This is a genomic window from Pseudomonas sp. B21-048 (assembly GCF_024748615.1).
In the GTDB taxonomy this organism is placed as follows: Bacteria; Pseudomonadota; Gammaproteobacteria; order Pseudomonadales; family Pseudomonadaceae; genus Aquipseudomonas.
Genome location: NZ_CP087168.1, coordinates 1824755 through 1846178 on the forward strand (window position 1 = coordinate 1824755; position 21424 = coordinate 1846178).

Sequence of the window (21424 nt, forward strand, 5' to 3'; positions counted from 1 at the left end):
CTGCACCGAACCGCTCCCCCTGTAGGAGCTGCCGCAGGCTGCGATCTTTTGATCTTGATCTTAAAAGCGAAGATCAAAAGATCGCAGCCTGCGGCAGCTCCAGGGTTGGGGTAAATTTTAAGGTTTGTGGCAGGCCTCACCCTTTGTAACTACCGTGACCCGAGTCCTGACGATGAACACAGAATTCCGCAAACCGCTGCCCGGCAGCCATCTGGATTATTTCGACGTCCGCGCGGCGGTCGATGTCATTGCGCCCGGCGCCTATGACACCCTGCCGTACACCTCCCGCGTGCTGGCGGAAAACCTGGTGCGTCGCTGCGACCCGGCCACGCTCACCGAATCCCTGAAGCAATTCATCGAGCGCAAACGCGATCTCGATTTCCCGTGGTTCCCGGCCCGCGTGGTGTGCCACGATATTCTCGGCCAGACCGCCCTGGTCGACCTCGCCGGTCTGCGCGACGCCATCGCTTTGCAAGGCGGCGATCCGGCGCAAGTGAACCCGGTAGTGCCGACTCAGTTGATCGTCGACCACTCCCTGGCCGTTGAACGCGGCGGCTTCGATCCCGAGGCGTTCGAGAAGAACCGCGCCATCGAAGACCGTCGCAACGAAGACCGTTTCCACTTCATCAACTGGACCAAAAAAGCCTTCAAGAACGTCGACGTGATCCCGCCGGGCAACGGGATCATGCACCAGATCAACCTGGAGAAAATGTCTCCGGTGATCCAGGTGCGTGACGGCGTCGCGTTCCCTGACACCTGCGTCGGCACCGACAGTCACACCCCGCACGTCGATGCGCTGGGCGTGATCGCTATTGGTGTTGGTGGCCTGGAAGCGGAAAGCGTGATGCTCGGTCGCGCATCGTGGATGCGTTTGCCGGAAAGCGTCGGTGTTGAACTGACCGGCAAGCTGCAACCGGGCATCACCGCCACCGACATGGTGCTGGCGCTGACCGAATACTTGCGCAAACAAAAAGTCGTCGGCGCGTGGCTGGAGTTTTTCGGTGAAGGGGCTTCGGCTCTGACCTTGGGCGACCGCGCGACCATTTCCAACATGGCCCCGGAATACGGCGCCACAGCGGCAATGTTCTACATCGACCAGCAGACCATCGACTACCTGAAACTCACCGGCCGTGAAGACGAGCAAGTGCAGTTGGTCGAGAATTACGCCAAGCAGACTGGCCTCTGGGCCGACAGCCTGAAAGGCGCGCAATACGAGCGGGGGTTGAGCTTCGACCTGTCCTCGGTGGTGCGCAACATGGCAGGTCCCAGCAACCCGCACGCCCGTGTCGCCACGTCCGATCTCGCGGCGCAAGGCATCTCCGGCCAGTGGGACGATGTACCCGGCCAGATGCCGGACGGCGCGGTGATCATCGCCGCCATCACCAGTTGCACCAACACCAGCAACCCGCGCAACGTGATTGCCGCAGGTCTGCTGGCGCGCAATGCGAACAAGCTCGGGTTGACCCGCAAACCATGGGTCAAATCCTCGCTGGCACCGGGTTCGAAAACCGTGGCGCTGTATCTGGATGAAGCCGGGCTGACTAAAGAGCTGGAGCAACTCGGCTTTGGCGTCGTGGCCTTCGCCTGCACCACGTGCAACGGCATGTCCGGCGCGCTGGACCCGGTGATCCAACAGGAAATCATCGACCGCGATCTGTACGCCACGGCCGTACTCTCCGGTAACCGCAACTTCGACGGGCGGATTCACCCGTACGCCAAAAACGCATTCCTGGCTTCGCCGCCATTGGTGGTGGCTTATGCCATTGCCGGGACCATTCGTTTCGACATCGAAAAAGATGTGCTGGGCCTGGACGCGAACGGCAAGGAAATCCGCCTGAAAGACATCTGGCCGAGCGATGAAGAAATCGACGCGGTGGTGAAAGCTTCGGTCAAACCGGAGCAGTTCCGCCAGGTGTACATCCCGATGTTCGCCATCCACGAAGACACCGGTCCGAAGGTCACGCCGCTGTATGACTGGCGCGAAATGAGCACCTACATCCGCCGTCCGCCGTATTGGGAAGGCGCGCTGGCCGGCGCTCGTCCGCTTAAGGGCATGCGCCCGCTGGCGGTGCTGCCGGACAACATCACCACCGATCACCTGTCGCCTTCCAACGCGATCATGCTCGACAGCGCCGCCGGTGAATACCTGGCGAAAATGGGCCTGCCGGAAGAAGACTTCAACTCCTACGCCACGCACCGCGGCGACCACTTGACCGCGCAGCGCGCGACGTTCGCCAACCCAAAACTGTTCAACGAAATGGTTCAGGAAAACGGCAAGGTCAAGCAGGGTTCCCTGGCGCGAGTCGAGCCGGAAGGCCAGGTCATGCGCATGTGGGAAGCCATCGAAACCTACATGGAACGCAAGCAGCCGCTGATCATCATCGCAGGTCAAGACTACGGTCAGGGTTCGTCCCGTGACTGGGCGGCCAAAGGTGTGCGTCTGGCGGGTGTGGAAGCGATTGCCGCCGAGGGTTTCGAGCGCATTCACCGCACCAACCTGGTGGGCATGGGCGTGCTGCCGCTGGAGTTCAAACCGGGCACTGACCGTCACACCCTGGCCATCGACGGCAGCGAAACCTACGACGTGATCGGCGACCGCACCCCGCGTGCGACGCTGACGCTGGTGATCAATCGCAAGAATGGTGAACGCGTCGAAGTGCCGGTGACCTGCCGCCTCGACACCGCCGAAGAAGTGTCGATCTACGAGGCCGGCGGCGTGTTGCAGCGTTTCGCTCAGGACTTCCTCGAAGAATCGGCGGTTGCCGTTTAACACGATGAGTTCGGGCGGGGCCATGCGGTCCCGCTCGATCCTAAAAGGAACATCATGGCTCACGCACCTCAAATTAAAATCCCCGCCACCTACATGCGCGGCGGCACCAGCAAAGGCGTGTTCTTCAGCCTGAAAGACCTGCCCGAAGCGGCACAGATTCCCGGCCCGGCTCGCGATGCGTTGTTGCTACGAGTGATCGGCAGTCCCGACCCATACGACAAGCAAATCGACGGTATGGGCGGTGCGACGTCCAGCACCAGCAAAACCGTGATCCTGTCGAAAAGCATCAAGGTCGACCATGACGTCGATTACCTGTTCGGTCAGGTCTCCATCGACAAGCCTTTCGTCGACTGGAGCGGCAACTGCGGCAACCTGTCGGCGGCGGTCGGTTCGTTCGCCATCAGCAATGGTCTGGTGGATGCCAGCCGGATTCCACACAACGGTGTGGCGGTGGTGCGCGTATGGCAGGCCAACATCGGCAAGACCATCATCGCCCATGTGCCTATCACTAACGGCGAGGTCCAGGAAACCGGTGATTTCGAACTCGACGGCGTGACCTTTCCGGCGGCTGAAGTGCAGCTCGAATTCATGGACCCGGCGGCGGAAGAAGAGGGTGGCGGTGGTTCGATGTTCCCCACCGGCAATCGGGTGGATGACCTCGAAGTGCCGGGCGTCGGTACGCTCAAGGCGACCCTGATCAACGCCGGCATTCCGACCATTTTCATCAATGCCGAAGACATCGGCTACACCGGCACCGAGTTGCAGGGCGCGATCAACGGCGACCTGAAGGCCTTGGCGATGTTTGAAACCATCCGCGCTTATGGCGCGTTGCGCATGGGGTTGATTCAGCACCTGGACGAAGCGGCCAAGCGTCAGCACACGCCGAAGGTGGTGTTCGTCGCCAAACCGGCGGATTACATTGCGTCCAGCGGCAAGGCAATTGCGGCCACCGACATTGACTTGCTGGTGCGCGCGCTGTCCATGGGCAAACTGCACCACGCGATGATGGGCACGGCAGCGGTGGCCATTGGCACGGCGGCGGCGATTTCCGGCACGCTGGTCAATCTGGCGGCGGGCGGCATCGAACGCAACGCCGTGCGCTTCGGTCATCCCTCCGGCACCTTGCGCGTGGGCGCCGAGGCCACTCAGGTCAACGGTGAATGGACCGTGAACAAAGCCATCATGAGCCGCAGTGCGCGGGTGTTGATGGAAGGGTTTGTGCGTGTGCCGGGGGATTCTTTCTAAACACACATACCCCTAGGAGCAGCCGAAGGCTCGGGTCGCGTTCGGCAGCTCACATTTAATCCCGTTTCTACAATAAGAAAGCAGCGCAGCCAGAGATTGATCCTGAACCGAGGTCCCATCAGCGAACCACTGACCGAGTGAATCGAACATGAGCGCCAACGTCGACCTGAACAATCGCCCCGACTACGACACGGTCCTGCAGGACATCGCTGACTACGTCCTCAACTTCAAAATTGAATCGCCAGAAGCACTGGATACCGCCCGCAATTGCCTGATGGACACCCTCGGCTGCGGTCTGCTGGCCCTGCGTTTCCCCGAATGCACCAAACACCTGGGACCTATCGTCGAAGGCACTGTCGTCCCTTTTGGCGCTCGCGTGCCGGGCACCAGTTACCGTCTCGATCCGGTCAAGGCCGCTTGGGATATCGGTTGCATCGTCCGCTGGCTCGATTACAACGACACCTGGCTCGCTGCTGAATGGGGGCATCCGTCCGATAACCTCGGCGCCATTCTCGCGGTGGCCGATCACCTGTCGCAAAAACGCCTGGCCAATGGCGATGCCCCGCTGACCGTTCGCGTGGTGTTGGAAGCCATGATCATGGCTCACGAGATTCAAGGCGTGATTGCCCTGGAAAACTCCTTCAACCGCGTTGGCATCGATCACGTCATCCTGGTGAAAGTCGCCTCGACCGCCGTCACCGCCAAACTCATGGGCGCCAATCGCGAGCAACTGCTGTCGGCGTTGTCCCATGCCTTTGCCGACGGCCAGGCGCTGCGTACTTACCGGCATGCGCCCAATGCCGGATCACGCAAATCCTGGGCGGCAGGGGATGCGTCCAGCCGTGGCGTGCGTCTGGCGGACATCGCAATGCGCGGGGAGATGGGCATTCCCGGTGTACTGACCGCCAAACAATGGGGGTTCTACGACGTGTTGTTCAGTCACACCAACAACGATCTGGCGCTCAAGCCTGAAAACAAGCGTGCCTTCAGCTTTTCCCGGCCATTCGGCAGCTACGTGATGGAAAACGTGCTGTTCAAGATCAGCTTTCCCGCCGAGTTTCACGCGCAAACCGCCTGCGAGGCCGCCGTCACCTTGCATCCACTGGTCAGGAATCGCCTGCACGAAATCGACAGGATCGTCATCACCACCCACGAATCGGCGATCCGCATCATCTCCAAGGTCGGCCCGCTGGCCAACGCTGCGGACCGCGACCACTGCATCCAGTACATGACCGCCGTACCCCTGGTGTTCGGTTATCTGGTGGCCGAGCAGTACGAAGATGACTTTCACGCCGCGCATCCGGTTATCGACGTGCTGCGCGACAAAATGGTCATCGTCGAAGACCTGCGCTTCACCCGCGAATACCTGGAGCCGGACAAACGCTCCATCGCCAATGCGGTGCAGGTGTTTTTCAAGGACGGTTCCAGCACCGAGAACGTGGTGGTGGAATACCCGATCGGGCATCGGCGGCGGCGCAGCGAGGGCATCCCGCTGCTGGAAGACAAGTTCAAGGCCAATCTGGCGACGCGCTTCACGGCTCAGCGCAGTGCCGAAATCTTTGCGTTGTGCAAGGATCAGGCAGCGCTTGAGGCGACGCCTGTGAACCGGTTTGTGGATTTGTGGGTGGTTTAGAAGCAGTTGCAAGCTTCAAGCTTCAAGCTTCAAGTAAAGGCAAGAGCGGCTCGAAGCTTGCAACTTGCAGCTGCTTCAATCACTTGAACCGCCGCTCCACACCTTTCTCCACTAAAATCTTCGCAGAGATCTCTTCCACGGAGAAATGCGTGGAGTTGATGTGGGCAATGTTCTCGCGGCGAAACAGATTCTCCACCTCGCGCACTTCAAATTCACATTGCGCGTAGCTCGAATAACGGCTGTTGGGCTTGCGTTCGTTGCGAATCGCCGTGAGGCGGTCCGGGTCGATGGTCAGGCCGAACAGCTTGTGATGATGGGCGCGCAGGGCGGTTGGCAGTTGCAGGCGCTCCATGTCGTCTTCGGTCAGCGGGTAATTGGCCGCGCGGATGCCGAATTGCATCGCCATATACAGACACGTCGGCGTCTTACCACATCGCGACACGCCCACTAGTATCAGGTCGGCCTTGTCGTAATAGTGCGTGCGGGCGCCGTCGTCGTTGTCGAGGGCGAAGTTCACCGCCTCGATGCGCTCCATGTAATTGGAGTTGCCACCGATGGAGTGAGATTTGCCGACGGTGTAGGAAGAATGCTCGGTCAGTTCCTGTTCCAGCGGGGCCAGGAAGGTTGAGAAAATGTCGATCATGAAACCATTCGACGTCGCGAGGATCTCACGAATGTCCTGATTGACAATGGTGTCGAAAATAATCGGACGAAAACCATCGTTTTCGGCGGCTTTGTTGATTTGTTGTACCATGGCCCGCGCTTTATCCGCGTTGTCGATGTAGGGCCGCGTGATTTTGCTGAAGGTAATGTTTTCGAACTGCGCCAACAGGCTTTGACCGAGGGTTTCGGCCGTAATGCCCGTGCCATCGGAGATAAAGAAAGCAGATCGTTTCATTTGCACCTTGGGCCTTAAGCTAGTGACGATTCTTGGATATAGTAGGCGCGATTTGTCGGCCGCCAGTGGCCAGCATTCTCACTTATTTTCCAGGTCCAGGCCATATAGCCGGCAAAGGCTCCCCCGAGTCGCCGGCTTCTGAGCTTTTCCAACACAGTTAGTGGAGAGATCACCTTGGTAGAGTACGTAGTTTCCCTCGATAAGCTCGGCGTCCATGATGTAGAGCATGTGGGGGGCAAGAACGCATCCCTGGGCGAGATGATCAGTAACCTTGCAGGTGCCGGTGTATCGGTTCCCGGTGGCTTCGCCACGACAGCTCAGGCATATCGTGACTTCCTGGAACTGAGCGGTCTGAACGATCAGATCCACGCCGCCCTCGACGCGCTGGATGTCGATGATGTCAACGCCCTGGCCAAAACCGGCGCCCAGATCCGTCAATGGATCATGGAAGCCGAGTTTCCCGAGAAGCTCAACGCCGAGATCCGCACCGCGTTCGCCACGCTGTCGGCCGGCAACCCTGACATGGCCGTGGCCGTGCGCTCTTCCGCTACCGCCGAAGACTTGCCGGACGCTTCCTTCGCCGGCCAGCAGGAAACCTTCCTGAACATCCGTGGTGTCGAAAACGTTATTCGCGCCGCCAAAGAGGTGTTCGCTTCCCTGTTCAACGACCGCGCGATTTCCTACCGCGTCCACCAGGGCTTCGACCACAAGCTGGTTGCCCTGTCGGCCGGCGTGCAGCGCATGGTCCGCTCCGAAACCGGCACCGCCGGCGTGATGTTCACCCTCGATACCGAATCGGGCTTCCGTGACGTGGTGTTCATCACCGGCGCTTACGGCCTGGGTGAAACCGTCGTACAAGGCGCGGTGAACCCGGATGAATTCTATGTCCACAAAGGCACGCTGGAAGCCGGTCGTCCGGCCATCCTGCGTCGCAACCTGGGCAGCAAAGCCATCAAGATGATTTACGGCGAAGTGGCCACAGCCGGTAAATCGGTCAAGACCATCGACGTGGACAAGGCCGATCGTGCACGTTTCTGCCTGAGCGACGCCGAAGTCAGCGAGCTGGCCAAGCAGGCGATGATCATCGAGAAGCACTACAAGTGCCCGATGGACATCGAATGGGCCAAAGACGGCGACGACGGCAAGCTCTACATCGTTCAGGCCCGTCCTGAAACCGTGAAGAGCCGCACTTCGGCCAATGTCATGGAACGTTACCTGTTGAAAGAAACCGGCACCGTGCTGGTGGAAGGTCGCGCCATCGGCCAGCGCATCGGCGCGGGCAAGGTGCGGATCATCAAGGACGTGTCCGAGATGGACAAAGTCCAGCCGGGCGACGTTCTGGTTTCCGACATGACCGACCCGGACTGGGAACCGGTCATGAAGCGCGCCAGCGCCATCGTCACCAACCGCGGCGGCCGTACCTGCCACGCGGCGATCATCGCTCGCGAGCTGGGTATCCCGGCCGTGGTCGGTTGCGGCAACGCCACCCAGCTGTTGAAAGACGGCCAGGGCGTGACCGTTTCCTGCGCTGAAGGCGACACCGGTTACATCTTCGAAGGCGAATTGGGCTTCGACATCAAGAAAAACTCCGTGGACGCCATGCCGGATCTGCCGTTCAAGATCATGATGAACGTCGGCAACCCGGACCGCGCCTTTGACTTCGCGCAGCTGCCGAACGCCGGTGTGGGCCTGGCCCGTCTGGAATTCATCATCAACCGCATGATCGGCGTGCACCCGAAAGCGCTGTTGAACTACGACGGCCTGCCGCAAGAAATCAAGGACAGCGTCGACAAGCGCATCGCTGGTTACAACGACCCGGTCGGCTTCTATGTCGAGAAACTGGTCGAGGGTATCAGCACCCTGGCGGCGGCGTTCTGGCCGAAAAAGGTCATCGTGCGTCTGTCGGACTTCAAGTCCAACGAATACGCCAACCTGATCGGCGGCAAACTCTACGAGCCGGAAGAAGAGAACCCGATGCTGGGCTTCCGTGGCGCTTCGCGTTACATCAGCGAATCGTTCCGCGACTGCTTCGAGCTCGAGTGCCGCGCCCTCAAGCGCGTGCGCAACGAGATGGGCTTGACCAACGTCGAAATCATGGTGCCGTTCGTTCGCACCCTGGGCGAAGCGAGTCAGGTGGTCGATCTGCTGGCTGAAAACGGTTTGGCCCGTGGCGACAACGGTCTGCGCGTGATCATGATGTGCGAGCTGCCGTCCAACGCGATCCTGGCTGAAGAATTCCTCGAGTTCTTCGACGGCTTCTCCATCGGCTCCAACGACCTGACTCAGCTGACACTGGGCCTGGACCGTGACTCGGGGATTATCGCGCACCTGTTCGATGAGCGTAATCCTGCGGTCAAGAAGCTGCTGGCCAATGCTATTCAGGCCTGCAACAAGGCCGGCAAGTACATCGGCATCTGCGGTCAGGGTCCTTCGGACCACCCGGACCTGGCCAAATGGCTGATGGAACAGGGCATCGAAAGCGTTTCGCTGAACCCCGATTCCGTGCTGGAAACCTGGTTCTTCCTGGCTGAAGGTCAAGCTCCGGCCTGATCTGTGAATGAAGCCCCGGTCAAGTGGCCGGGGCTTTAAGATTCAAGTAGGGCGGGCTCCATCTGGATGCCGCCCTTTTTTGTGCAAGAGCATTATGCAAAGCAGCAGCAACCTATTTCCTGTCGCCCTGATCAGCGCCGAGCGGCGCGGCGATCTGAGCGAAGACGTCTATCGTTTGAAACCCGGTAACAGCCCTGACGGCACCGTCGAACTGGCTGTGACACGCCTGGGTCTGGCCGATGAGCCGGCGGTGCGTGGCGTGCCGGTGATTTTGTTGCACGGCAGCTTTTCCAATCGACGGTTCTGGTTCTCTCCCAAAGGTTTGGGGTTGGGGGCTTATCTGACGCGTCTGGGGTTCGATGTGTGGATCCCGGAAATGCGCGGACATGGTCTGTCTCAGCGCAATCAGGGCTATCGCAGCAACCGCGTCGCAGACTATGCGCGTTACGATCTGCCGGCCATTGGCGCGTTTGTGCGCGAGCAAAGCGGACAGGTCCCGCACTGGATCGGTCATTCGCTAGGCGGGATCACCCTGGCGGCGGCGCTGGGTGGCGAATACATCGGCGAACCGGTGGTGGCTTCCGCTGCGTTTTTCGGCACGCAGGTCAGCCGTACTTACTGGCCGTTGAAGTTTCCACCGGTGGAGTGGAGCGGGCGCTTCATTCTCAAACGTTTTGCCCAATTGTCAGGTTCACGGCTCAAGCGCGGTCCGGAGGACGAGCCGATTGGCCTGGCCCTGGAAAGCATGCGTTGGTACGGGCTGTTCGGCCGTTTTGGCGATGCCGACAAGGACTGGTGGGCAGGTTTGGCCAACGTTCAGTTGCCAGTGCTGGCCGTGAGTGCCGCGGGCGATCATCAGGACCCGACCTGGGCCTGCCGCAAGCTGTTCGATCAGGTCGGCTCCGAACACAAGCAATTCATCACCCTTGGCCGCGAGCAAGGCTTTGGCGATAATTTCGGCCATGTGGAAATGCTCGTCAGCAAAGCTGCTCAAACTGAAGTCTGGCCGTTGGTAACGCGCTGGCTGGCGGATCAACAGACGCCTTTGCTGGGTGGAAAGCCGGATCTGGTCGCAGCGATTTGAGCCTGATGCTCTAACAAGGGCATTTCTCTCTGATCGGCTTGCGGCTAAGATATGACGCATTGAGCGGTTCTGGTCACTTTTGGTGACTGATTTGATCGGCGCGTTTGCAGCCGTTCAGTCTTGGCCCGTGTACGCTACCTATTCGATTGTCTTCCTTCCTACAGGAGTTTTTCGATGAACCATTACCTCACGCCTGACCTGTGCGACGCCTACCCGGAGCTGGTGCAGGTGCTGGAACCGATGTTCAGTAATTTCGGCGGCCGTGATTCTTTCGGCGGCGAAATCGTGACCATCAAGTGCTTCGAAGACAACTCGCGGGTCAAAGAGCAAGTCGAGCTCAAGGGGAATGGCAAAGTGCTGGTGGTAGACGGTGGCGGTTCCCTGCGTCATGCGTTGCTGGGTGACATGCTGGCCGAGAAAGCCGCGAAAAACGGTTGGGAAGGGTTGGTGATCTACGGTTGCATCCGTGACGTCGATATCATCGCACAGACCGATCTGGGCGTTCAGGCCCTCGCCAGCCACCCGAGGAAATCCGACAGGCGCGGGCTCGGCGATCTCAACGTTGTGGTGACGTTTGCCGGTGTGACGTTCCGTCCCGGCGAATACATTTATGCGGACAACAATGGGGTGATCATCTCGCCAAGCCCGCTGAAGATGCCTGAATAAAGCGCGTTTCATTAAAGGGGTGAGGATGTTCGAGGAAGAAAACGCGCAGTGGGGGCTGGTGCATGCCCTGGTGCTGGACGGTAAAGGCGGTGCGCGTTCGATAGCCCGGACTGAACTCGATAACTTGCAACTGCAGGCCCATGAAAGCCTGTGGCTGCACTGGGATCGCAGTCACCCGCAAACCCAGACTTGGCTGCGTAAATACAGCGGTCTGAGTGAATTCAGCTGTGATCTGCTACTGGAAGAAAATACCCGTCCGCGTCTCTTACAGCTTTCCGACAGCGAACTGCTGCTATTTTTGCGTGGGGTGAACCTCAATCCGGGGGCCGAGCCGGAGGACATGGTCTCGGTGCGGATTTTCGCCTCGGCGCAGCGGGTGATTTCCCTGCGTCTGCGTCCATTACGTGCCACCGATGAGTTGCTGGTTCAGCTCGGCGAAGGCAAGGGGCCGAAAACCACCTCCGAACTCATCCTTTATATGGCTCAGTACCTCACCAACAAAGTGCAGGATCTGGTCGGCTGCCTCTCGGAAGTGGTCGATGAGGAAGAAGAAAAACTGGATGCCGACGAACGGTATACACCTGAACATGACTCCATTTTGCAGATCCGTCGCAGGGCTGCCGCGCTTAAACGTTTCCTTGCACCGCAGCGTGACATTTTCGGTCAGCTGACGCGGATAAAGCTGCCGTGGTTCGTCGAAGACGACGGCGATTACTGGAACGAGTTGAACAACAGCCTGACCCGTTATCTCGAGGAACTGGAATTGACCCGGGAGCGCGTGGGGCTGGTCCTGGAGGCAGAAGACCGGCGTTTGAGCGTGCGCATGAATCGCACGATGTATCGTTTCGGGATCATCACCGGGATCTTTTTGCCGATGAGTTTTCTGACCGGTCTTTTGGGAATCAATGTCGGCGGTATTCCGTTCTCTGCCAGCCCTTACGGCTTCCTGATTGCCTGCCTGATGATGGTTTCGGTGGCACTGGGGCAGTGGTGGTTATTCCGACGTTTGCGCTGGGTCTGACGATGAGCCATGTGACCAGAGCAAATTTGCCCGCGTCTTTCACAGATATCACGAGAGGTGCGTATGCACGATCCGTTTGAACAATCTTTGCGTGACATGCTCAATGCCTCGCCGTCCAGCCGTGACGACGATGCCTGCCTGGGTCGCGTACTGAAAACCGCCAACCGCCAGGTCGGTGCGGGCGATCTGTTCAGTCTGCTGGGCCGTTGGCTGCCCGCGCTGATGATCGCCCTGAATAACGGATCGGCCCATGTCGCGCCGGTCTCTCGTCTGCGTAAACCTACCGCTCGCACTGCTGATAAGGCTGATTGAATATGGAACTTGACCTCTGGACTCAGAGCCTCGTCACTGCAATGACTGCGTTGTGGACCAAAGTTGCGAACTTCATTCCGAACCTGTTCGGCGCACTGGTTGTGCTGCTGCTGGGTTTTGTCGTGGCCAAGCTGCTGGACACGCTACTCTCGAAATTGCTCGCCAAACTGGGCCTCGATCGCCTGATGGGTGGCACCGGGCTGACCAAATTGCTGTCCCGGGCCGGCCTGCAAGTGCCTATCTCGACGCTCATCGGCAAGATCGTTTATTGGTTCGTTCTGCTGATTTTTCTGGTTTCGGCCGCAGAATCTCTTGGACTTGAGCGAGTTTCGGCTACGCTCGACATGTTGGCGCTGTATTTACCTAAAGTATTCGGCGCTGCGCTGGTGCTGCTGGTGGGTGTTTTGCTGGCGCAACTGGCCAATGGGTTGGTGCGTGGCGCGGCGGAAGGCGTAGGGCTTGATTATGCGGCGGGCCTGGGGCGGATTGCACAGGGCCTGGTGATCATCATCAGTATTTCGGTTGCGATCAGCCAGTTGGAGGTCAAGACTGACCTGCTCAACCATGTGATCGTCATCGTCTTGATTACCGTTGGTCTGGCGGTTGCGCTGGCCATGGGGTTGGGAAGTCGGGAAATTGCTGGTCAGATTCTTGCGGGAATCTATGTGCGTGAGTTGTATCAGGTTGGGCAACAAGTGCGTGTTGGCGAGGTCGAAGGTCAGATTGAAGAGATCGGTACGGTAAAAACCACCGTGCTGACCGACGAGGGTGAGCTAGTCTCTCTCTCGAATCGGATTCTCTTGGAGCAGCATGTGAGTAGCCGCTAACCCGGCAAATCCTGCTAATGTATGCCGCCGCAAAAATGCCCTGATGGGCTGCGGCGGACATTGACCTGACTGTCGGCCAGACTTGTTTTGAATAAAGCTCAATCGCTCTCCACGCGCTACGACCCCCGCGAGCTCTCTGATGAGGAGTTGGTCGCGCGCTCGCATACCGAGCTGTTTCACGTAACGCGCGCCTATGAAGAACTGATGCGGCGTTACCAGCGAACATTATTTAACGTTTGTGCACGGTATCTCGGGAACGATCGTGACGCAGATGATGTCTGTCAGGAGGTGATGTTGAAGGTGCTGTATGGCCTGAAGAACTTCGAGGGCAAATCGAAGTTCAAGACATGGCTATATAGCATCACGTACAACGAGTGCATCACTCAGTATCGAAAAGAACGGCGAAAGCGTCGCTTGATGGATGCTTTGAGTCTGGACCCCCTTGAGGAAGCGTCTGAAGAAAAGACGCCGAAACCCGAGGAGAAGGGTGGACTTGATCGCTGGCTGGTGTATGTGAACCCGATCGACCGTGAAATTCTGGTGCTACGATTTGTCGCAGAACTGGAATTTCAGGAGATCGCAGACATAATGCATATGGGCTTGAGTGCGACAAAAATGCGTTACAAACGTGCTCTAGACAAATTGCGTGAGAAATTTGCAGGCATTGCTGAAACTTAGTTCGGCGTAAATATCTCTTACGTGTAGGCAAGTTCTGATAGACTTGCCGCCGAGTTGTCCCCCGGTTTGCGGGACTGCTTCACAATCACCAGATGGGGATTTAACGGATGAAACTGAAAAACACCTTGGGCTTGGCCATTGGTTCTCTTATTGCCGCCACTTCGTTCGGCGCTCTGGCACAAGGCCAAGGCGCAGTTGAAATCGAAGGCTTCGCCAAGAAAGAACAATTCGACAGCGCTCGTAACTTCAAGAACAACGGCAATCTGTTCGGCGGTTCGATCGGTTACTTCCTGACCGACGACGTTGAACTGCGTCTGGCCTACGACGAAGTGCACAACGCACGTGCCGAAGACGGCCGTAACATCAAGGGCTCCAACACCGCTCTGGATGCTCTGTACCACTTCAACAACCCGGGCGACATGCTGCGTCCGTACGTATCGGCTGGCTTCTCCGATCAAAGCATCGGTCAGAACGGCAAAAGCGGTCGTAACGGTTCCACCTTTGCCAACGTTGGCGGCGGTGCCAAGCTGTACTTCACTGACAACTTCTACGCCCGTGCCGGCGTTGAAGCTCAGTACAACATCGACCAGGGCGACACCGAGTGGGCTCCTAGCGTCGGTATCGGTGTGAACTTCGGTGGCGGCTCCAAGCCTGCTGCTGCTCCAGTTCCAGCACCAGCTGAAGTCTGCTCCGACAGCGACAACGATGGCGTTTGCGATAACGTTGACAAGTGCCCGGACACCGCCGCCAACGTAACTGTTGACGCTGATGGCTGCCCAGCAGTTGCTGAAGTTGTTCGTGTTGAGCTGGACGTGAAATTCGACTTCGACAAGTCGGTAGTCAAGCCTAACAGCTACGGCGACATCAAGAACCTGGCTGACTTCATGAAGCAGTACCCATCCACCACTACTGTTGTTGAAGGTCACACTGACTCCGTCGGTCCTGACGCTTACAACCAGAAACTGTCCGAGCGTCGTGCAAACGCCGTTAAGCAAGTTCTGACCAACCAGTACGGTGTTCAGTCGTCCCGCGTTCAGTCTGTTGGCTACGGCGAATCCCGCCCAGTTGCTGACAACGCCACTGAAGCTGGCCGCGCTGTAAACCGTCGCGTAGAAGCGAAGGTTGAAGCTCAAGCTAAGTAATTAGCTCGCAGCTCTGGAAAAGCCCGGCTCAGGCCGGGCTTTTCTTTGTCTGCGATTTGGGTTTCAGCGAGGGTTTGGCGGGGTTTCGAAAAGATCGCAGCCTTCGGCAGCTGAGGGGGGCGCATTTCAAATGCGGGAGCTGCCGAAGGCTACGGATCTTTAAATCCTACAGGGATGAACACCGAACCACTGGAGCTGCCGCAGGCTGCGATCTTTTGATTTCACCGCAGGCCGCCACTGCGCCAATCACCAAAATCGCCGGGCTTTTGAGCTGGAAGCTGTGAGCATCGTCTTCCATGGCTGTCAGGTCGCTCCGACATTCCCGTTGGTGCGGCAGGGAAGCATTTTCGATCATCGCCACAGGCGTATCGGCAGCCATTCCGCCGGCCAGCAGTTGCTCGCGAATTTCACTGAGCTTCGCCACGCCCATGTAGATCACCAGTGTGGTGCCTCCCTGAGCCAAGGCTTGCCAGTTCAGGCTGCTGTCATCCTGAGTGTGCGCCGTGACCAGTGTCACGCCACGTGCGACGCCCCTCAGCGTCAGTGGAATATCGCATTGGGTCGCGCCGGCAAGGCCCGCGGTGATGCCGTTGACCAGCTCAACCTCGACGCCACGCTCACGCAGCCACTGCGCTTCTTCACCACCGCGCCCGAAGATGCACGGATCGCCACCCTTGAGTCGCACCACGCATTTACCGTGGCGGGTATAACGCAACATCAGGCGATGAATGAAGGCTTGAGGCGTGGAGCGACAGCCGCCGCGTTTGCCCACAGGAATAATTCGCGCATTCGGACAATGCTCCAGTACCGCGTCATTGACCAGATCGTCGATCAACACCACGTCCGCTTCGCGCAACGCTCGAACCGCCTTGAGGGTCAGCAATTCAGGGTCGCCAGGACCCGCACCCACCAGCCAGACTTTTGCGCTCATAGTGTTTTCCTCACGAGATGACGGCGACTGGCTGCGCAGTGGCGGCCAGCAAACGCTTGATTTCCGGAACGCAGGAGCCGCATTGCGTGCCGCAGCCCAATTCTTGTTTCAAACCCTGCAAATTCAGGCCGCGACCAATGCCGGCACACACCGCGTTCTGGCTGACGTTCATGCAGTTGCACAGGGTTTTGGTGCCCGATGCCGGACCGCCAGCGCTGCCCGGTGGCGCACTCAAAGGCGCCAGCAGCCAACGGCGTAGCTGTTCGTCGGCGCGACCTTCGAGCCACAGGCTTTGCAACCAGTGCTGAGCGAGGGTTTCACCGGCCAGGCGAATCGCGGTGATCCGACCGTTCTCGATCCGTACTCGCTTGCCGATCGAACGCCGAGGATCGTCGTAGGCCAATACCGGGCCGTCGTTGAGCCCCAGGCATTGATCGATATCACGCAATAGCTGCGGCTCTGGCGCGGTGGCGCTGGCGGCGCGTATTAGCAGCGCAGGGCGCTCACGGCCGGTCAGGCTGAGGCTTGCGTAGGAAAACGCCTCGCAGAGCGGTCGCAGCGTCTCTAAATGCTGTTGAACATCTCCCTCGATCAGGGCGAAAAGCTGCCAAGGCAATTGCACGGGTTCGAGTCGCACACCGCTGTGTTTGAGTTCCGGTTGTTTCGACAATGGGTCGAAGGCGGGAAGGGTGAGGGTATTCACGCCGTCCTTGAGAAAGCGGTCGCCCCAGTGCATCGGCAGAAACGCCTGGCCCGGACGTACGCTGTCATCGCTGCTGACCGGCACGATCACCGAGCCCCGGCGACTTTTCAGATTGATCAGATCGCCCGGTTGCAAGCGATGCCGACGCAGTTCATCCGGGTGCAGGCTCAACACGGCTTCGCTGACATGGCCGAACAACTGCGCGGCGGTGCCGGTGCGGCTCATGCCGTGCCATTGATCGCGCAGGCGGCCGGTGATCAGGGTCAGCGGGAAGCGCGCATCGCGTTGTTCCTTGGCGGCGCGATACGGGTCGGTCACGAACTGAGCGCGCCCGCTGGCGGTCGGGAAAATCCCGTCGAGATACAGCCGCGCCGTGCCTTCGCGAGCTCCAGCGGGGAAGGGCCATTGCTGCGGACCGAGCTGGTCGATCAGTTCATGGCTGATCCCGGACAGGTCGAGGTCACGGCCACGAGTCAGGTGTTTGTATTCGTCGAATACCTGTGCCGGGTTTTCAAAGGCAAACAGGCTGGTTGCTCCGGGGCGCAGATGTTTTTCCAGGCGCTGTGCGAAATCCACGGTGATCGCCCAGTCGGGCCGTGCTTCACCGGGTGCGCCGATGGCCTGACGGACGTGGGAAATGCGTCGTTCGGAGTTGGTGACCGTGCCGTCCTTTTCACCCCAACTGGCGGCAGGCAGCAGCAGGTCGGCGAACGCGGCGGTTTCGGTGGTGCGAAACGCTTCCTGCAACACCACGAACGGGCACGCCTGCAGTGCCGCGCGCACAGCGGTCTGGTCCGGCAACGACTGTGCAGGGTTGGTGCAGGCGATCCACAGGGCTTTGATCTTGCCGCTGCGCATCTGCTCGAACAGTTCGATGGCCGTTAGGCCGGTGTTCGCGGGCAGTTGATCAACGCCCCAGTAGTCGGCCACTTGTGCGCGATGTTCGGCATTGGCCGCTTCGCGATGGCCTGGCAGCAGGTTCGACAAACTGCCGGTTTCCCGGCCGCCCATGGCATTCGGCTGACCAGTCAGTGAGAAAGGTCCTGCACCGGGGCGACCGATTTGCCCGGTGGCCAAATGCAGGTTGATCAACGCGCTGTTCTTCGCGCTGCCGGCAGTGGACTGATTCAGCCCCATGCACCACAGCGACAGAAAGCTCGGTGAAGTGCCGACCCATTCCGCGCATTGATGCAGTTGCTCGACACTGATGCCACAGAGTTGCGAAACCATTGTCGGGGTGTAATCGCGCACCAGGTTTTTCAGTTCGGCCAGGCCTTCGGTGTGGGCCTTGATGAAGTCGCGGTCGACCCAGTCTTCCCACAGCAACAGATGCAAAATCCCATGGAACAAGGCGACATCGGTACCGGGCAGAATCGCCAAGTGCAGGTCAGCCAAATCGCAAGTGTCGGTGCGCCGTGGGTCGATGACGATGACTTTCATCTGGGGGCGGCGGGATTTTTCCTCTTCCAGCCGACGAAAAAGCACTGGGTGGGCGTAGGCCATGTTGCTGCCGACGATCATCACGCAGTCGCTCAATTCCAGGTCTTCGTAGTTGCAAGGCGGAGCATCGGCGCCGAGGCTGCGCTTGTAGCCGACCACCGCCGAAGACATGCACAGCCGTGAATTACTGTCGATGTTGTTGGTGCCCACCAGCGCCCGCGCCAGTTTGTTGAAGGCGTAGTAGTCCTCGGTCAGCAACTGCCCGGAGATGTAGAACGCGACGCTATCCGGGCCGTGCTCGGCGATGGTTTCGGCGAAGACGCTGGCGGCGTGATCGAGAGCCGTGTCCCAGTCGGTGCGGCTGCGGGCCAGGCCTTTGCCCAGGCGCAATTCCGGGTACAACGCCCGTGCTGCCAAGTCGCCGGTCAGGTGCAGGGTCGAACCTTTACTGCACAATTTGCCGAAGTTGGCCGGGTGTGCCGGATCGCCGCTGACGCCGAGGATGCGCTCGCCGTCGTGTTCGATCAGCACGCCGCAGCCGACGCCGCAGTAGCAGCAGGTGGAGGCGGTGATTTGACGGTCCATCAGCTTGCTTCCCGTAGGGCCAGCAGCACCCGGCCGTTCTCGACCCGTGCCGAATGATGGTGGGCGCAGCCGACATCCGGGGCCTGGGCCTCGCCGGTTTCCAGGTCGATCTGCCAGTTGTGCAGCGGGCAGGCCACTCGTTTGCCGTAGATCAAACCCTGGGACAGCGGCCCGCCCTTGTGCGGGCAGCGGTCGTCGAGGGCGAAAACCTCATCGTCGCTCGTACGAAAAATCGCGATGTCGCCTTTCGGGCCCGCGATGATCCGCGAGCCAAGGGTGTTGATCTCTTCCAGTGCGCAGATATCCAGCCAGTTCATACCGACACCTCCAGGTTCTTCACGGGAATGACCTCGAATTCTTTTTTCAGCAGCGGCTGTTCGAGGCGTTCCTTCCAGGGGTCCTGTTCGAACGACAGGGAAAATTGCAGGCGATCGTTCAGTGCCTTGCGCCGAACCGGATCTTCCAGCACGGCTTTCTTGATGTGTTCCATGCCGACCCGTTGCAGGTAATGCACGGTGCGCTCGAGGTAGAAGGCTTCTTCGCGATACAGCTGCAGGAACGCGCCGTTGTATTCGCGCACTTCTTCGGCGGTTTTCAGTTTGACGAAGAACTCCGCGACTTCGGTTTTGATCCCGCCGTTGCCGCCGATGTACATCTCCCAGCCGGAGTCCACACCGATAATTCCGACGTCCTTGATCCCCGCTTCCGAGCAGTTGCGTGGGCAACCGGAGACGGCCAGTTTCACTTTGTGCGGCGACCACATGTTGAACAGGTCGTGCTCAAGCTCGATGCCCAGTTGCGTGGAGTTCTGGGTGCCGAAGCGGCAGAACTCGCTGCCGACACAGGTTTTTACGGTGCGGATGGATTTGCCGTAGGCGTGGCCGGACGGCATGTCCAGGTCTTTCCAGACGCCTGGCAGGTCCTGCTTTTTGATCCCTAGCAAGTCGATGCGCTGGCCGCCGGTGACCTTGACCATCGGCACGTTGTACTTGTCGGCCACGTCGGCAATGCGCCGCAGCTCTGAAGGATTGGTCACACCGCCCCACATCCGCGGGACTACAGAGTAAGTGCCGTCTTTCTGAATGTTGGCGTGGGCGCGTTCGTTGATCAGGCGCGATTGCGGGTCGTCCTTGGCTTCGCCCGGCCAGGTGGAAATCAGGTAGTAGTTGAGTGCCGGGCGGCACGTGGCGCAACCGTTCGGGGTGCGCCAGTTCAGGTAGCTCATGGTGCCAGCGATGGTCAGCAGGTGCTGGTCGCGGATGGCCTGGCGGATTTGCCCGTGGTTGAGGTCGCTGCAACCGCAGATGGCTTTTTCGCTTTTTGGTTTGACGTCCGCTGCGCCGCCCACGGTGTTGATCAGGATCTGTTCGACAAGGCCGGCGCAGGAGCCGCAAGAACTGGCTGCCTTGGTGTGTTTTTTCACGTCATCGACGCTGAACAGACCGTGTTCCTGGATGGCCTTGACGATGGTGCCTTTGCACACGCCGTTGCAGCCGCAGACTTCGGCGGTGTCGGCCATGCTCATGGCTTTGTCCTGGCCCTGGTGTCCTACGTCGCCTAAGGCCAGCTCCATAGATGAAGAGCCGCCGAACATCAGGTGATCGCGGATTTGCGCGATGTCGTGGTTCTCACGAATCTGCCGGAAATACCAACCGCCATCTGCCGTATCGCCGTACAGACAGGCCCCGACCAGCACGTCATCCTTGATCACCAGTTTTTTGTAGACCCCGCCGATCGGGTCGGAGAGGGTGATGGTCTCGGTGCCTTCGCCGCCCATGAAGTCGCCAGCGGAAAACAGGTCGATGCCGGTGACTTTCAATTTGGTCGAAGTCACCGAACCCTTGTAGGTGGCGAAACCCAATTGGGCGAGGTGGTTGGCGCACACCTTGGCCTGTTCGAACAGCGGCGCGACCAGGCCGTAGGCGATGCCACGGTGGCTGGCGCATTCGCCGATGGCGTAGACCCGAGGGTCGTAGGTTTGCATCGTGTCGTTGACCAGAATCCCGCGGCTGCACGGGATGCCGGATTTTTCCGCGAGTTCGGTGTTGGGGCGAATACCGGCGGCCATCACCACCAGGTCGGCGGGAATGATGTCGCCGTTTTTGAACTGCACCGAGCCGACCCGGCCATTGCCGGCGTCGTGCAGGGCCTGGGTCTGTTCGCACAGGCGGAAATGCAGGCCACGGGCTTCCAGCGCGGTCTGCAGGAGTTGGCCGCTGGTTTTGTCCAGTTGCCGCTCCAGCAGCCATTCGCCGATGTGTACCACGGTGACGTGCATGCCGCGCAGCATCAGCCCGTTGGCGGCTTCAAGGCCCAGCAGGCCGCCGCCGATGACCACGGCGTGCTTGTGGGTCTTGGCGGTGTCGATCATCGCCTGGGTGTCGGCAATGTCGCGGTAGCCGATCACGCCCTGCAAGGTATTGCCCGGGATCGGCAGGATGAACGGAGTCGAACCGGTGGCAATCAGCAGACGGTCGTATTCGGCCTCGGTGCCGTCTTCGGCGATGACCCGGCGTTTGACCCGGTCGATCTCCACCACTTTGCGGTTGAGCAGCAGCTTGATGTTGTTTTCCAGGTACCAGTCCAGATCGTTGAGCACGATTTCTTCGAAGGTCTGTTCGCCGGCCAGAACGGGGGACAGCAGGATGCGGTTGTAGTTGGTATGGGGTTCGGCGCCGAAGACCGTGATGTCGTACAGCTCATTGCTCAGCTTGAGCAGTTCTTCCAGGGTACGAACCCCGGCCATGCCGTTGCCGATCATCACCAGTTTTAGTTTTTTCATCAGGTTCTCCGGGGAGCTCGGGCCTGCCTCATCAGGGCATTCAGGCCTTGCTCGACAAAATTTTGCGCAAACAAAAAAAGGCGTCCCGCTAGTTAACTAGCGAGGACGCCTTTGTCCTTGTCCCGTTCTCTCGGGCAGCGCAGCCTTCTACGTTGAA

The 21424-nt window shown here is 59.4% G+C and carries 16 protein-coding genes; 11 read left to right on the forward strand and 5 right to left on the reverse strand.

Annotated features, from left to right (window positions below; all coding sequences use genetic code 11):
• The first annotated feature begins 172 nt into the window (after positions 1-172).
• From acnD to prpD, 3 genes are all read left to right on the forward strand, one after another.
• Positions 173-2770, forward strand: coding sequence for a Fe/S-dependent 2-methylisocitrate dehydratase AcnD (gene acnD, locus LOY56_RS08415; protein WP_258621006.1), 2598 nt, complete (start codon positions 173-175; stop codon positions 2768-2770).
• A gap of 54 nt (positions 2771-2824) precedes the next feature.
• Positions 2825-4015, forward strand: a complete 1191-nt coding sequence (gene prpF / locus LOY56_RS08420) for a 2-methylaconitate cis-trans isomerase PrpF (RefSeq protein WP_258621007.1) — start codon at positions 2825-2827, stop codon at positions 4013-4015.
• Between the two features lie 148 nt (positions 4016-4163).
• The gene (gene prpD, locus LOY56_RS08425) at positions 4164-5648 is read left to right on the forward strand and encodes a 2-methylcitrate dehydratase (RefSeq protein ID WP_258621009.1); all 1485 of its coding nucleotides are present in this window, start codon (positions 4164-4166) and stop codon (positions 5646-5648) included.
• 79 nt (positions 5649-5727) lie between these two features.
• On the opposite strand, the gene LOY56_RS08430 is transcribed toward prpD, so the two are convergent.
• Positions 5728-6546 (reverse strand): pyruvate, water dikinase regulatory protein, encoded by an 819-nt coding sequence (locus tag LOY56_RS08430; RefSeq protein WP_007902088.1) that lies wholly within the window; start codon positions 6544-6546, stop codon positions 5728-5730.
• 174 nt (positions 6547-6720) lie between these two features.
• Between LOY56_RS08430 and ppsA the strand changes: the two genes are divergently transcribed.
• The 8 genes from ppsA to LOY56_RS08470 all read left to right on the forward strand — a co-directional run bounded on the left by ppsA (position 6721) and on the right by LOY56_RS08470 (position 14826).
• Positions 6721-9096, forward strand: a complete 2376-nt coding sequence (ppsA, locus tag LOY56_RS08435) for a phosphoenolpyruvate synthase (protein WP_258621011.1) — start codon at positions 6721-6723, stop codon at positions 9094-9096.
• Positions 9097-9190: 94 nt separating this feature from the next.
• Positions 9191-10180: a lysophospholipase gene (locus LOY56_RS08440; RefSeq protein WP_258621013.1), complete on the forward strand. Its 990-nt coding sequence runs from the start codon at positions 9191-9193 to the stop codon at positions 10178-10180.
• Between the two features lie 174 nt (positions 10181-10354).
• On the forward strand, positions 10355-10846 hold the full coding sequence (gene rraA / locus LOY56_RS08445) for a ribonuclease E activity regulator RraA (RefSeq protein ID WP_258621015.1): 492 nt from the start codon (positions 10355-10357) through the stop codon (positions 10844-10846).
• 25 nt (positions 10847-10871) lie between these two features.
• Complete coding sequence (locus tag LOY56_RS08450; RefSeq protein WP_258621016.1) at positions 10872-11867, forward strand: zinc transporter ZntB; 996 nt, start codon at positions 10872-10874, stop codon at positions 11865-11867.
• A 63-nt stretch (positions 11868-11930) separates the two neighbouring features.
• Positions 11931-12179: a hypothetical protein gene (locus LOY56_RS08455; RefSeq protein ID WP_007951986.1), complete on the forward strand. Its 249-nt coding sequence runs from the start codon at positions 11931-11933 to the stop codon at positions 12177-12179.
• A 2-nt stretch (positions 12180-12181) separates the two neighbouring features.
• The gene (locus LOY56_RS08460; RefSeq protein WP_007902078.1) at positions 12182-13006 is read left to right on the forward strand and encodes a mechanosensitive ion channel family protein; all 825 of its coding nucleotides are present in this window, start codon (positions 12182-12184) and stop codon (positions 13004-13006) included.
• 87 nt (positions 13007-13093) lie between these two features.
• Positions 13094-13684, forward strand: coding sequence for an RNA polymerase sigma factor SigX (gene sigX / locus LOY56_RS08465; protein ID WP_032834987.1), 591 nt, complete (start codon positions 13094-13096; stop codon positions 13682-13684).
• 107 nt (positions 13685-13791) lie between these two features.
• Positions 13792-14826, forward strand: coding sequence for an OmpA family protein (locus tag LOY56_RS08470; RefSeq protein WP_258621017.1), 1035 nt, complete (start codon positions 13792-13794; stop codon positions 14824-14826).
• A gap of 166 nt (positions 14827-14992) precedes the next feature.
• Here the strand turns inward: LOY56_RS08470 and cobA are convergent, their stop codons facing one another.
• Genes cobA through nirB form a run of 4 tightly spaced genes read right to left on the reverse strand, consistent with a single transcriptional unit; the run spans position 14993 to position 21267 of the window.
• Complete coding sequence (gene cobA / locus LOY56_RS08475) at positions 14993-15757, reverse strand: uroporphyrinogen-III C-methyltransferase (protein WP_258621018.1); 765 nt, start codon at positions 15755-15757, stop codon at positions 14993-14995.
• 10 nt (positions 15758-15767) lie between these two features.
• Positions 15768-18485, reverse strand: coding sequence for a nitrate reductase (locus LOY56_RS08480; protein ID WP_258621019.1), 2718 nt, complete (start codon positions 18483-18485; stop codon positions 15768-15770).
• Positions 18485-18802, reverse strand: coding sequence for a nitrite reductase small subunit NirD (nirD, locus tag LOY56_RS08485; protein ID WP_038979922.1), 318 nt, complete (start codon positions 18800-18802; stop codon positions 18485-18487). Before nirD ends, LOY56_RS08480 begins: the two co-directional genes overlap by 1 nt.
• Positions 18799-21267: a nitrite reductase large subunit NirB gene (gene nirB / locus LOY56_RS08490; RefSeq protein ID WP_258621021.1), complete on the reverse strand. Its 2469-nt coding sequence runs from the start codon at positions 21265-21267 to the stop codon at positions 18799-18801. The genes nirD and nirB overlap by 4 nt, the downstream gene beginning before the upstream one ends.
• Between the last annotated feature and the right edge of the window lie 157 nt (positions 21268-21424).